This is a genomic window from Romboutsia sp. Marseille-P6047, from assembly GCF_900604535.1.
Lineage (GTDB): Bacteria > Bacillota > Clostridia > Peptostreptococcales > Peptostreptococcaceae > Romboutsia_E.
In genome coordinates this window covers 84,340-98,848 of record NZ_UWOT01000002.1, presented here as the reverse complement: position 1 = coordinate 98,848, position 14,509 = coordinate 84,340, and the positions used below count along the sequence as shown (strand labels likewise).

Annotated in this window: 16 protein-coding genes; 2 read left to right on the top strand and 14 right to left on the bottom strand. The window is 25.6% G+C overall.

Going from position 1 to position 14,509, the window contains the following annotated elements:
* Positions 1–19 precede the first annotated feature (19 nt).
* The 5 genes from EIH23_RS02360 to msrA form a co-directional block, all read right to left on the bottom strand.
* Complete coding sequence (locus EIH23_RS02360; RefSeq protein WP_122638616.1) at positions 20–928, bottom strand: hypothetical protein; 909 nt, start codon at positions 926–928, stop codon at positions 20–22.
* A 47-nt stretch (positions 929–975) separates the two neighbouring features.
* Positions 976–1,902: a hypothetical protein gene (locus EIH23_RS02355; RefSeq protein WP_122638615.1), complete on the bottom strand. Its 927-nt coding sequence runs from the start codon at positions 1,900–1,902 to the stop codon at positions 976–978.
* 11 nt (positions 1,903–1,913) lie between these two features.
* Positions 1,914–2,600 (bottom strand): hypothetical protein, encoded by a 687-nt coding sequence (locus tag EIH23_RS02350; protein ID WP_122638614.1) that lies wholly within the window; start codon positions 2,598–2,600, stop codon positions 1,914–1,916.
* Positions 2,601–2,815: 215 nt separating this feature from the next.
* Positions 2,816–3,295, bottom strand: a complete 480-nt coding sequence (locus tag EIH23_RS02345) for a fascin domain-containing protein (RefSeq protein ID WP_122638613.1) — start codon at positions 3,293–3,295, stop codon at positions 2,816–2,818.
* A gap of 82 nt (positions 3,296–3,377) precedes the next feature.
* Complete coding sequence (msrA, locus tag EIH23_RS02340; protein ID WP_122638612.1) at positions 3,378–4,307, bottom strand: peptide-methionine (S)-S-oxide reductase MsrA; 930 nt, start codon at positions 4,305–4,307, stop codon at positions 3,378–3,380.
* 179 nt (positions 4,308–4,486) lie between these two features.
* Between msrA and EIH23_RS02335 the strand changes: the two genes are divergently transcribed.
* Positions 4,487–5,299 carry a carbon-nitrogen hydrolase family protein gene (locus EIH23_RS02335; RefSeq protein WP_122638611.1) on the top strand — a complete coding sequence of 271 codons (813 nt, stop codon included), beginning with the start codon at positions 4,487–4,489 and terminating at the stop codon, positions 5,297–5,299.
* A gap of 56 nt (positions 5,300–5,355) precedes the next feature.
* Here the strand turns inward: EIH23_RS02335 and EIH23_RS02330 are convergent, their stop codons facing one another.
* On the bottom strand, positions 5,356–6,192 hold the full coding sequence (locus tag EIH23_RS02330) for a sulfurtransferase (protein ID WP_122638610.1): 837 nt from the start codon (positions 6,190–6,192) through the stop codon (positions 5,356–5,358).
* Positions 6,193–6,331: 139 nt separating this feature from the next.
* Here EIH23_RS02330 and EIH23_RS02325 point away from each other — a divergent pair, with 139 nt between their 5' ends.
* On the top strand, positions 6,332–7,018 hold the full coding sequence (locus tag EIH23_RS02325; RefSeq protein ID WP_122638609.1) for an HAD family hydrolase: 687 nt from the start codon (positions 6,332–6,334) through the stop codon (positions 7,016–7,018).
* 50 nt (positions 7,019–7,068) lie between these two features.
* Here the strand turns inward: EIH23_RS02325 and EIH23_RS02320 are convergent, their stop codons facing one another.
* The 8 genes from EIH23_RS02320 to EIH23_RS02290 form a co-directional block, all read right to left on the bottom strand.
* The gene (locus EIH23_RS02320) at positions 7,069–9,036 is read right to left on the bottom strand and encodes a [FeFe] hydrogenase, group A (protein WP_122638608.1); all 1,968 of its coding nucleotides are present in this window, start codon (positions 9,034–9,036) and stop codon (positions 7,069–7,071) included.
* A gap of 188 nt (positions 9,037–9,224) precedes the next feature.
* Entirely contained in the window at positions 9,225–9,956 is a 732-nt protein-coding gene (locus EIH23_RS02315) for a hypothetical protein (RefSeq protein WP_122638607.1), read from the bottom strand.
* Between the two features lie 12 nt (positions 9,957–9,968).
* Positions 9,969–10,505, bottom strand: a complete 537-nt coding sequence (locus EIH23_RS02310; protein WP_206425637.1) for a YdcF family protein — start codon at positions 10,503–10,505, stop codon at positions 9,969–9,971.
* Between the two features lie 68 nt (positions 10,506–10,573).
* Positions 10,574–10,738 carry a hypothetical protein gene (locus EIH23_RS16170; RefSeq protein WP_164488957.1) on the bottom strand — a complete coding sequence of 55 codons (165 nt, stop codon included), beginning with the start codon at positions 10,736–10,738 and terminating at the stop codon, positions 10,574–10,576.
* Positions 10,739–10,876: 138 nt separating this feature from the next.
* Complete coding sequence (locus EIH23_RS02305) at positions 10,877–12,025, bottom strand: XRE family transcriptional regulator (protein ID WP_122638877.1); 1,149 nt, start codon at positions 12,023–12,025, stop codon at positions 10,877–10,879.
* A gap of 129 nt (positions 12,026–12,154) precedes the next feature.
* Positions 12,155–12,469, bottom strand: a complete 315-nt coding sequence (locus EIH23_RS02300) for a hypothetical protein (RefSeq protein ID WP_122638605.1) — start codon at positions 12,467–12,469, stop codon at positions 12,155–12,157.
* A 15-nt stretch (positions 12,470–12,484) separates the two neighbouring features.
* The gene (locus tag EIH23_RS02295) at positions 12,485–13,678 is read right to left on the bottom strand and encodes an alanyl-tRNA editing protein (RefSeq protein WP_122638604.1); all 1,194 of its coding nucleotides are present in this window, start codon (positions 13,676–13,678) and stop codon (positions 12,485–12,487) included.
* Between the two features lie 188 nt (positions 13,679–13,866).
* Positions 13,867–14,505 carry a hypothetical protein gene (locus EIH23_RS02290; protein ID WP_122638603.1) on the bottom strand — a complete coding sequence of 213 codons (639 nt, stop codon included), beginning with the start codon at positions 14,503–14,505 and terminating at the stop codon, positions 13,867–13,869.
* Between the last annotated feature and the right edge of the window lie 4 nt (positions 14,506–14,509).

Sequence of the window (14,509 nt, the reverse complement as noted above, 5' to 3'; positions counted from 1 at the left end):
TGTTCCCACCCTATTTTCTCTAAATTGCTACTCCATTTATAGATTTGCTATTATCTATCATAAATTTCATATTAGTTAAAACTATATCAGCTAAATTTATCCCCATATACCTTAATCCAGCTTCAACAATTCTCATATATTCATCATTTGTAAACACTAAATTTAGCTTAACTGATTTTACATCTAGTGAGCAATATTTGTCTATATAGCATCTATTCACTTTAAACATATTAAACTTGTCTATATCTAAACATATTTTTTCTATTTCATCATCTATTATCACTTTTATAAAATATGCAGTTTCTATTGTTTTATCTATATTTAACATTAAGTCTATTTTTAAATTTAAAAATGGTGACTTACCACATTCTTTTTCACTATCTGTTAATAGCATGTATTCCCTTATTCTAAATCTATTCTCCATATTAACTATATTAGATTCATTTAATTTATTTAGATATACTTCTGTACAAACTAAAGATTTGATTACACTATAAGGATGTATTTGAAATATACTGTCAAAGGTTTTTCTTTGACTTGTCAAATCATCAACTCTTGGATTTATATCTTCATTAGAATAATTATTTAGTAAGTACATACCTCCAATATCTAGTGTATAACATATTATATCTTCATTTTTCTCATTATGTAATTTTATTTCATTTATTAGATTATAAGATTTATTTAGTTTATCAAGTCTATACGACCAATTTTTATTACATCCAATAACTTCAAAATATCTGTTTATTTGATCTAATGTTGCCATTTTGAATTTATGTAAAAACTCACATAATTTAATATCCATTATAGATATTTTTAGACGTCCATTTATTTTATCACTAAATCCATTTATTACACACTTTGCTATCTCATTATAACTTGTAGAAATATGTCCACAGGAGATACTTATTTTATAATTATTATGCATTTAACTCACCTAAACTTTCATGTTTGATATCTTCCATAATTCCTGTACTATATAATTCCTGTACTATATAATTCTTCACTATTATAACCATTTCTCTTAAATGCATTTTTACTACTTAAAAACTGTAAATTTAAAATTTCATCATATGTATATAATACTGTTGTATTCATATGCAATGAAGATACCCTTAATCTCTTTGAAACTATATTTAACATTTCTTTATCTTCACATATAAATATTATCTTTGGCTTTTTACCTATACCATGAGTACTTCTTTTACAAGCATCATTTGATAAATATCTTTCAAATTTCAATATCTTTTTAAAAAAACTAGCTTTTAAATCACTCTTTCTAACTATATCTACTATAAAGCATTCTTCTTTTTCATTATTTGTTAACGTGAATTCTAACTCTATATTTACACTTTCTAATACCATATATCTTTGAGATGGATTTAAAACTATATTAGTTATATTTTCAATTCCATAAGATTGTACTAAGTTTATATAAAAATCTAAAGCCATTACATTTTTTAAAATTCGCTCTGCACTTTTAGATATATCTCTTATCATCCATTTTCTACTATCTATAGCCGAGAAATTTCTAAGTATTTCTACTAAATTTTTTCCTGAACAGTATAATATATTTTCTTCTTTTATTTCATCATTCTCAATACAATTCATATTTTTAAGAACGCATCTTTTCAGAACATTTTTTTCTATTAAAAAATGTATATTATCTTGATCAAAATCAACTTCAGCTAAATCCATATATTGCTTTATTTGATTTAATGTTGCAAATTTAAATCCATATATAAACTTACATAACTCTATAATCCATTTGCAATCTTTATTTATTAAGTGTTCTTTTAATAACTCATTATAATCATAGTTTATATCTATATCTAATATTTCTTGATAATAATCTACAGGTATTATATATTTTTCATCACGTTCTAAATTGAAGTATCTCATTTATTCTCCCTCTACTCTGTAATAATTTTTACTATTTTCCCTCTTAATTTATCATTTTCAGATTTTAATGAAGAAACAGTTGTAAGCTTGACTATAACTTTGCTACCTCTGTCTATATCTTCTTCTAGTTGATCTGGAATAGAACAAATAACATCTCTTTCATTTAAAATATATACAAAACATGCAGTTGGCATTATAGTCCTTACAGTTCCTTCATATTCATTACCCTTTTTTAACTCTTCTTTAGTTATTCCTACTTTAGGACCAACTAATTTAAATTCTAACTCAACTTCTAAAACAGATTTTTCTTTTGACTTAAACTTTAAATTTTCTATTATATCTCCCTTTTTAAATACTTCAAATATTCTTGTATTATCAATAAATATATCTTTATTTAAAGCTTTTACTTGAGTTCCATTAATGTTTATATAAGCTCCCCAATCTAAAATCTTTTGTATTTTACCCGGACCATTGCAATATAAATCTTTTTTTATTGCCTTCATAGTATTTTCTGAGTACTCAATCTTTCCTAATATAAAATTATTTTTATCATCAATTTTTTCTATAGTATAATTCACAGTCTTCCCTATATACTTTTTTTTATCGATATCATATTTTGAATCATCTTTTAAGATTACTCTTTTGTTTGATTTTACTATAAACACATTTTCATCAACTTCATCACAATGCCCATACATTATAATTGTTCCCTGAAAAATCTCCCTACTCAATAAAAACACAACCTCTCTAACTCCACTATTTATATTTACAATATTTTACATATGCTAATTAAAATAATAAGTTAGTTTATCTACATATGTCAATATTTCAAAAGAATTTTAAAATAAAAGGATTGATTATGTAATTTATTGTAAATAGCTTTATCACATAAACAATCCTTTTATTTAAATTATCAATAATATTGTACTATTCGAAATTTAAATCCTGTTTTTTCGCTCATATTATATTCATCTGCTACTAACCTATTATCTTCGTCTCTAAGCTTTAGGTATTTACCATTTGGTGCTAATATTGAATATACTTGATCTTCTATTCTATCTAATCTAAATACGTCTGGATATTCATTGCTAAAATCCACAATTAGATGACCATTTTCATTAACGGTTAAAAACCTTGAACCATGTAACCTAATCAATATTTCATTATTAGGTAATAATATAAAACTAAATATTTTTCCTGTAGTAGGATTTTCTTCACTAGCATAAAAATATTCATCAAATCCTATTCCTACATATTTATTATTATATTGAGATTTTATTTGAACTATCAATGATTCATTACCTTCTTCAATATTCTTAGGTAATTCTATAAAATATGTTGGTGGAAGGTTTGATAAATCTTGTGTACCTATATCTCTTCTATTTCTATACATTATAATCCCCCTAATGGTTTAGACTTTCAGTATACTCTATTTTATGAGACTTAAAATTCATGGTTACATATTATTTCTTATTTTAATCTTTAAAGATATTTAAATACTCCTCATATCCAAGTTCTTTCATTTTTTCTTTTGGTATAAATCTTAATGATGCAGAATTTATACAAAATCTTATTCCACCAAGTTCTTTTGGTCCATCATCAAAAACATGACCTAAATGTGAGTCTGAATTTTTACTTCTTACTTCTATTCTATCCATTCCATGAGAGTAATCTCTTACTCCAATTAATGATTCTTTATTTATTCCTTTTGAAAAACTTGGCCAACCACAACCTGACTCAAATTTATCTGTAGAGGAAAATAAAGGTTCGCCACTAACAATATCAACATATATCCCTTCATCAAAGTTATCATTATATTCATTATTAAAAGGTGGTTCTGTTTTATTATTTTGTGTTACTTCATATTGAATTGGAGTTAAATTTTTTCTTGCCCAATTTCTTTTTACAAAATCAAATCTACCCGAACCTTTATAGTATCTATTATAATGTTCTGGATTTTTTTTATAATAATCTTGATGGTAATCTTCAGCTTCATAAAAGTTCTTGACTTTTATTATTTTAGTAGCAATAGGTTTATTATAAAATTTACTCTCTTCCAATTTCTTTTTTGATTCTTCAGCTTCTTGTTTTTGATTTTCATCAAAATAATATATAGCAGTCTTATAATGATCTCCTCTGTCATTAAATTGTCCACCATCATCAGTTGGATCTATTGCACCCCAAAATATATCTAATAATTCTTTATAGCTTATTATTTCATCATCATATGTAATACAAACAGCTTCTTTGTGACCTGTATTACCTAAGCAAACCTCTTCATAAGTTGGATTTTCTATATATCCTCCACTATATCCTGATACTACACTTATAACTCCTTTATATTTATCAAAAGGTTTTATCATACACCAAAAACAACCACCTGCAAATACTGCCTTTTTTAACATTATAAACTTCTCCTTTTTTATTAACTTTTATTTTAATATTCATATATATATTTTTATTAAAGATTATCTTTTTATTCTAAATTATAATTTATTAGTTTTTACCCCCATATTTCTACACTAAAACTTTTATTTAGTATGCTACTATATTATTAAATTTCTTTAATAATATGGAGGTTTCTATGAATAAAATAAAAATAGCAACTATTCAAATGTTAGTTGAAAAGGATAAAGTAAAAAATCTAGAAAAAGCTGATAAATTTATAAGAAAATCTGCTAAAGACTATGCTGATATAGTAGTTCTTCCAGAAATGTTTTCATGTCCTTACGATAAATCTAATTTTTCCTTATATGCAGAAAAAGAAGGTGATATGTCTTATTCATTATTGTCTAAAATAGCAAAAAAAAATAATATATATTTAGTTGCTGGATCAATTCCTGAAAAAGATGATAATGGTAATATCTTTAATACCTCTTATGTTTTTGATCATTTAGGAAATAAAATAGCTAAACATAGGAAGGCACACCTTTTTGATATCGACATGGAAAATGGACAATCTTTTAAAGAATCTGATACTCTTGATGCTGGAGATAAAGCTACAGTTTTTGATACTAAATTTGGTAAAATAGGACTTTGCATTTGCTATGATTTTAGATTTCCTGAACTTTCTAGATTAATGGTAGATAATGGAGCTAAAGCAATAATAGTTCCTGCAGCTTTTAATATGAGTACAGGACCTGCTCACTGGGAACTTCTATTTAGATCTAGAGCTGTTGATAATCAAGTTTACACTATAGGATGTGCTCCTGCTAGAGATTATAATGCTTCTTATATTTCTTATGCAAACTCCATTGTTGTATCTCCATTTGGAGAAGTTATTTCACATATGAATGAAGAAGAAGGATATAGTATTTGCTCTATAGATTTTGATTATGTAAATAAAATTAGAAATGAGTTACCTTTATTAGCACAAAGAAGACTTGATATATATTAATATAAAGATAGTTGTTATAAATATATATCATATTTATGACAACTATTTTTACATTATTACTTTATATCTACTTTATTATCATCATAACTGATCCAATCACTAAAACTTCCTGTATATACCTTATGATTAATTCCAATTTCACTAAGAGCCAAGCTATTTGGACAAGCTGTTATTCCAGAACCACAATAAACGATTACCTCTTTATATCCTTTTAATTCTTCAAATAATTTATTAAGCTCTTCTTTACTTTTCAAATTGAATTTTCCACTTTTTTCATTTAGTATATTCATCCAAAAGTAACTTTTTGCATTTGGTATATGACCGCACTTTTTATCAACTGGTTCAAATTCACCTATATATCTTTTATATTCTCTAGAATCAACAATAGCAACATTCTTATTATCTATTCTATTCCTTACATATATCATATCTGCTCTCATATTTTCTTGAATATTAATATCTATATTTCCCTTATTAACATCTCCTACTTCCCTTGTAATTTCTCCCCCAATTTCCTCAAATTCTTTTATACCTCCATCTAACACATATACATTTTTATGTCCTAAGTACTTTAATATCCACCATAATCTTGCCGGTCCTGATAAATCTCCTTCATCATAACAAACAACTATTGAATCATTTCTTATTCCTACATTCTCAAAAGTATTTTTAAGTTTATCTATTGATGGTAATGGATGTCTTCCTCCATGAACCTTTACCTCACTAGAAAGCTCAGTTTCTATATCAATTCTTCTAGCACCTTTAATATGACCTTTCTCATATGACCTTTTACCATATTCTTTATCCATAAGATTAAATCTACAATCAACAATTACAATATTCTTATCATTTAAGTGTTCTTTTAACCATGATGCATTAACTAAATTACTCATATTAATATACTCCTAATAACTAAAATTTAATTTTACCATATTCTACAATAAAAATAATCTTATAACAAGTAAGCTATTTGAAATAATTTACCAATAAATATATAATTATATATATCAATGTGTATTGGAGGAATATTAGATGTATAAATGTTGTATTTTCGATTTAGATGGGACACTAGTAGATTCTATTAAAGCTATAAATTATACAATTAACTTAACTTTAAAAAAGTATAATTTAGGCCCTATTAGTGAAGATGAGTGTAAAATATTTGTAGGGGATGGTTATAAAAAATTAGTAGAAAGAGCTTTAATTCATTGTGGTGATAAAGATTTAGTCCATTATGAAGACGGTATCCTAACTTATACGGAATATTTTAAAGTACACTGCCTATATAAAGTTAAAGCTTATGATGGAATTAATGATTTACTTAGTTACTTAAAAAATAATAATATAAAAGTTGCAGTTTTATCAAATAAGCCACATGATAGGGTTATTGAAAATATTGAAAGTATGTTTGAAAATAAATACTTTGATTATCTAGCTGGTGAAAAAGCTAACATAAAAAGAAAGCCAGATCCTGCAGGTGCTATTATAATTTCTAATGAACTAAACATATCTTTAGAAAATTGTTTATACATTGGGGATACTGACACTGATATGAAAACTGGTATTAATGCTAATATAGATACAGTTGGAGTTACTTGGGGATTTAGACCTAAAGAAGAATTAGAGCTTTATAATCCTAAGTATTTAGTTAATCATCCAGTGGATATTATTAATATTATAGAAAACTCTAAAAAACTTAAACTTTCAAATTCTAATTAGAAATTTATTTAATAAAAAATATAGCTATTATAATAGCTATATTTTTTTATCTATCTATCTTCATCTCTTATATAATCATGTCCTTTTTTAGGTCTAGCAAAATATCTAGTATGAAGTAGCTCGTGAGCTTTATGACTTAATGGGTAGTCTAAATACTTTTCATAAATAGCTTGTACTGCTGGATTTTCCTTAGATACCCTAAGTTCTTTGCTTCTATCTATTGCATTTAAACCTTCTCCTCTTTTTCTAAGAACTTCATCTTTATTTTTTCTTACCTTAGGTTGGCCACCACCACCTACACATCCACCTACACAAGCCATTATTTCTATAGCATGGAAAAATTCTTCTTTAGCCCTTATCTTATCAAGCATCTTACCTGCTTCTTGCAATCCATGAGCTACACCTATTCTAAGCTTAATATCACCAACTTCAACTTCACAAGCTCTAAATCCATCCCATCCTCTTAGTGAATGAAATTCTATATTTTTAATTCTTTCACCTGTCATATTTTCAAGAGCAGTTCTAAGTGCAGCTTCAATAACCCCTCCTGTTCTACCAAATATAATACCTGCACCTGTATATTCTCCCATAATTTTATCTATCTCCTCTGGTTCAATTTCTTTTAAATCTATTCCAGAGTCTCTAAATATTTTTATAAGTTCTCTTGTTGTTATTACATAATCCACATCATAGTTTAATCCTCTTGAAAACTCAGGTCTTGATGCTTCATATTTTTTTGCAACACACGGCATAATTGCAACTGATGTAACATCATCTCTAGTCATGCCATTTTCTTTTGCCCATATATCTTTTGCAACAGTTGCAAACATCTGCATTGGTGATTTTGCTGATGATGGAACATCTAACATATCTCCGTAATTTTTTTCAATAAAATTTACCCATGCTGGGCAGCATGAAGTAAGTATTGGAAGCTTAACACTTTTATCTCCTGCAAAGTATTTTTCAAGTCTATCTTGAAGCTCTGCTGCTTCTTCCATAATTGTTAAGTCTGCAGCCCATGTTGTATCAAAAACATAATCAACACCTAAAGCTCTAAGACCTGCAGCAACTCTACCTTCTACATTATCTCCTGGTTCAAATCCAAATGCTTCCCCTATAGTTACTCTTACAGCAGGTGCCATTTGAGTAATAACAACTTTATTAGGAGTAGATAAATCTCTTATAAATTTAAAAGTGTTATCTCCTGCTGTTATTGCATCTACTGGACAAACTGATATACATTTACCACAATGAGTACATCTATTATAATCTATATAGTGTTGTTGTCTTGGTTCTCCAATTATGCAATCTACTGGACATGCTCTTTTACATGCTCCACATCCTATACATCTATGTGTAATGGTAAGCTTTATAAGATGATTACATTGAGATGTGTAACATTTATTTTCTTCTATATGTTCTTCTATTTCATGATAAAACTTATCTATTATTTCTTCCATTATATTATATCTTTGTTTTAATGTATCCTTAACAGAAGATGCTAACGTTCTTAAAATATATATATCTCTCATATTAGAACGTCCTTTACTAATTCTATCTAATATTCTCCACATTCTTTTTATTTCATTTTCTACTACACCATACTGCTCATAGCTACCTTCTTGCATTTTCCCTAATAAGTAATCTATGTAATATCTTGCATACTGAATAATGCAGTCTTCTTCTGATAAAATTATAATTGTTCTATTAGTATTTTCATCAAATAACTTAAAATCTAATTCTTTGTCAAAGCTTTCCTTTGTCAAAAAACCACCAAAAGGAATTCCAAGTTGAGCTGCTTTAAAATTACTATTATTTAATATACCTCCACATAACTCTATTATGTCTTTTAGTGATGCTCCATTAGGTACATCTATAATTCCAGGATTATTTATTTTACCAGAAACTGCTACCTTTCTATTACTATCTGAAGTTATCTCTTTTATTTCATCTTCACTAAAAACAGAAAATACAGATCCTCTTCCACTTTGTATCATTGTCGGATTTTTATCTGTCATATGGCACACTCCTTAAATTTTAATTTAGTTATATTTTTAAAATATCCCATTCATTTAAAGAGTATACTTAAGATTCCATTAGTTAATTAGAGTTATTGTTCATTTTCGTATTTATTTAGTTACATTATATAAAATATAAAAATAATAAAGGTGCCTAGCAACTTTTCATTTTTTGGCACCTTCGATTATTAAAATTTATTTTTTATTATTTTCATAATATTTTCTTTATTTTCACTAAGTTGAATTAATCTATGACCATTAGCTCCTGATGGATGTGGAAATCCTCTTAATATCTGATCTTCATTTATAATTTTATTATAAGCTAACATTTCTAATACTTCCTCCACAGCTTTTCCTAAAGGTATTATAAGTACATCACCTAGTTTTTTAATGTTTTCATTAAAATTTTCATACACATAGTCCATTAAAAATTCACTTTTTATAAGTTTTGGACTATGACCTGTATAATTATTGCCTTTTGAAAAAACAGAGTATGGAACTAAAGATGTTGTATGTAGTAAATAATCTTTATCTTTAAATAATTCTTCACAACTATCTATATTTAAAGCTTTATTGAGGTGTATTTCATCTAGCATACTAATTATATTTTTTCTTAAACTTCCACTAAATCTACCTGATACCTTACACTCGTATTGAATTTCCTTTATATTTTTATTTTCCTCAATTCCGACTCTAGCACTTGCTAAAGCTGTACTCATTTGCTGAAATCCTGGTGTTATTCCAACTATAAACACTTTTGCATTAGGATTTATATATTCATTATGAGGGGCATAATATATTTCTAAGTTCCCATTTTTATCTATAAGAAAATCATTAGTTAGTATTTCTTCTTTTGTATATTTACTTTTTAGTGGTAATAATTTTATTTTACTTATATATTCATCTAATGTATGTCTCATATCTTACCTTTCTTAATTGTCTAATTTATATATATTTCCTTTAATAAAATCTCTAGTTATGCTAATATACTCACTTATCATATAATTAACTCTCATTTTTATAGGTGTATAACAAGCTAATCCTTCACTTTTCAAGCCTAACAAATTAGATATCATAAGTGATCTAAAAATATGAAATTCACTAGTTATAATTAGAACATGTTTATCTAAATCATTTCTACTTTTTAGTATTTCTTTTGTATATTTTATATTTTCAAATGTATTTAAGGCTTTATCTTCTTTAATTATTTTATTTTTACTAATTCCCATACTAATAAGATAATTATACATTGCATCAGCTTCAGATATGGTGTTATTAGGTTTAAGCCCTCCTGAAAGTATTATATTAACATCATTATTTAATTTATAGTATTCTATCGCCTTATCTAATCTATTTTTTAATAACTTTCCAACCTTATTATCATTAAGACCAGCTCCTAAAACAATAATATAATTTATATCATTTATATCATCCATATCTTTATGGTTACATATAGAAAGTATAATCATTCCTTCTACTATTAAAAATGAGCTTATAAATATAATAACTACAAATTTATATATATTATACAACTTTTTTAACCATTTTTATTAATTGAAGTTATAACTCTTTTTAAAATAACCAATGAGTATATTATTAATATACAACTTATTATAAATAAAGCTGATATATTTAATCCATTCATGCTAAGCAAAAATAGACTTAGTGCTAATATTACAAGTATCTCAAAAAATATTTTCATAAACTTAAATTTACCTTCTTTTATTATTTTTACTTTTTATATATTATATAATTATTATGTATATTAAATTATGCCCTTATCTATAAAATTAACAATTAATATAATAAGTAATGAGCTATATTATATAGCTCATTACTTTTATTTTCTTTTTTTATTTTTAAAGTCTACAACTTTAACGTTGTTATTTTTATTTTCTTTACTTTTATTAATTTTAACACCTAAAGTTCCTTCTTTTAATCCTATTAATAACTCTATATCTTCTGGATACATATTTATACCGAAATTACATAAATTATCTATTAATGTATTCTTACTCATTATATTATTTTCAAATAGTAATTCAACTGCAGTTTTTAGTGTCTGTGGTGCAATCCCTTTTATATTATCATCTAAAGGCTCTTTTTTAAGCCATCCTTTTTTATTCATCTCATTCATTAAGAAATTATATTTCTTATAATTTATAGCACCTAATGTATATGCCCTAAATATCATCGTCGAAATTGGAACTAACCATTTAGCCTTCATTTCTACATAAAAGTCTAATTCATTAGGGTTAGTTAAATCTTCTAAGAATGTGTCTTTTGGTAATAAAAATGCACAAGCAAATTCATCCGCATTAAATTTCTTAGATGGTATATTTAATTCATTTGATATTATATATGCTAGCTCATATGCTAGATCATAATTTCTAGTTGTAGCAGATTTTTTATCATTACCTAGAGCAACCACATATTGACTTACTTTATTTAAAGTTTGCTTTTGAGTATATGGTGATGCACCTTTTCTATCTATATTTATACCCGATAAAAGTACACCATTGCTTTCTAACAAGCTTACCATATTCCCTATTGCTCCATCACCTAATCCCCAATATCGTCTAGTTTTGTTAGCCATCTCTTCTACATCGTCATTTCTACTTAAGTTATTTGGTAAATTAAGTTCTGGGAACTTTATATAACCTTGCATAAATGTGTATATTTTATGTGTCATTATTAACTTTTCTCTATATGATATTTCTTCATTTCTAGGTATAGTCGATTGAGGATTAAAGTGGCTACTATCTACTGTAACTTTCATATTCTCATTTTTAAAAAAGTACTCTCTTGGAAACTGTAAATTTATTGATAACTTCATTGTGTTTTCATGAGTTGGCTTATACTTATTTTCTTCAAATGCAATTATATCTTTTTTATTTATATTAACTTCTTTTGCAAGTTGATCTACGGTTTTACCTCTGTATATTCTTGCAATTTTTAACTTAGCTCCATTGAATATTTCTTTTTTCATATTAGATTCACCTTCCATATAATCTATATTACGTCCTATTTAACAATAAAAATGCTCTGTTTATCAATGATATACAGAGCATTTTGTTTATAATAACATATTTATTGTATATAGTCAATTTTAATCATATTAAATAAAAAATACAGTTATTGTTGAACAAATTAGCGAAAAACCTAACAACAATCTACTTAAGTAAAAATTATTTTTCTTTAATATTAAACTACCTATAAAGCATACTACATAAAATAAGCTTAGTACCTTTGTTAATATATCATTACTTGGACCTGATGTATATTGAATATAAGCTAATATTAATCCATATATACTTATTATATACATTAAAATACTGTCCTTAACAAACTTTCCCTTTTTAGAAAATAACATTATAACTGAAATTATATCTAATATAATAACTGCTAAAAATATAATAAATAATTCTCCCATATTAAACTCCTCGTATTAATTTTTTATAATCTTAATTGCTAATTTTATTGCTTCATCAAGATTTTCATTATTACTTCCTGCTCCTTGGGCTAAGTTAGAACTACCTCCACCTTTACCATTTACTACAGGTAATACTTTTTTTATTAAACTATTCATATTTAAGTCTTTTAAATCTTTAGAACTAGCAAAAACTAAATTTACTTTTTCCTTACTATCATTACCAATTAATAAAACAATATTTTTATGTTCTTCTGTAATTTTATTAACAAGCTTACTTATATATCTAATATCTTCATTTTCATATATTTTACTTATAACTATTATATCATTTATTAATTTACCACTTTCTATAAGTTCTTTTTCTTCATATTTTGATACTATATTCTCTAATTTTTTTCTATCTTTTATAACTTTATCTATTTTTTCTTCTAAGTTATTTATTGCCTTTAATAAATCTTCTTCCTTAGATTTTAAATATTTACAAGCTTTGGTTAAGTATATATCTCTTCTTAATACATCATCTATTGCTCTTTTTCCTGATAAGAACTCTATTCTTGTAGATTGTCTATTTTTTTCCCATCTTTTAATTTTTATTAATCTAAGCTCTCCTGTAGATTTTGGATGTACACCACAACAAGCATTAATATCAAGATCTCCAATTTTAACAATTCTTATTTCTTCATCAGTATTAGGTAAATCTCTTCTTAAATATATATTATCTAATTCTTCTTTACTTGGTGTTAATATAGTTAATGGTATATTTTGTCTTATGACTTCATTTGCATATATTTCTATATTTCTAATCTGATCTTCCTCTAAATATCCTTTTATATCAACAGTACTAAAATCCTTTCCTATATGAATTCCTGTTGTATTAGCTTTATATTTAGTATAAAAACATCCTGACAATACATGTTGAGCAAAGTGTTGATGCATACCATCTTCTCTTCTATCCCAGTCTATACTACATTTTACTAAACTATCTTTTGGTTTTATATCTAAAACATGATATATTTTTCCATCTTCTTCATATACATTAAACACTTTATTTCCATCTATCTCACCTAAATCACAAAACTGTCCTCCTCCACCAGGGAAAAATGCAGTTTTATCTAAATATATATGAAATTTTTTATCTATTTCTTTTATTTCTAATATATTAGCTGTAAAATTTTTTATATACTGATCTTTATAAAATAATTTTTCCATCTTTCAATATTTCCTCTCTTAATTTCCTATGTAAATTTTATGAATAATATAATACTATATATTATCTGTAAAAACTATGTTATTTTCAAAATAGCTTTAAAAATACTTATATAGTAAATTAATATACAAAAAAAGCAGATATTAGAATATACCTCTAATACACTGCTCTTTAATATATTATATATAATTTAATTCAATACTTCTTCACTCATTACATCTTTTACTTCTTTATTTTTAACATTAAAATCATACCATCCTATTGTTGCTGTATGACTTTCATCTTCATTTTTTACAACTTCATATATATGTATTGTATATATATCACCTTCTACAGTAACGTCAACATTAGGTATATTTGAACCTATTTTTTTTTTAATTATATCAAGTGCATAGTTTATATTTTCATTATAATCAGAGTATCTTATTAATCTTTTGGGATTATCTCTAAATTCTATATAAACAACCTTACTTTCTTTATCTACACAATACCTTGCATACCAAATATCTTGATTTTCAACATTATAGTAACTAGTATTTACTCTATAGCAATTTTTTTCTCCAACTGAAAATATATTACTATAGCTCTCATTATCCTTTATATTAGCATGAACTGTATAATAAGTATTATCGCCTACCACATAATTGTCACTAGTTACTATTATATCGTATCCTTTATCAATTTTACTTATTATATCTTTTGCTTCACTTTCAGATGCATTTCCTTCAGAAAAGAATATAAAATATACACATGTAATCATAATTACAATCAAAATTCCAACTATGTACTTGTATCTTTTATTTAATCTTTCATTATATAAATTACTCATATAG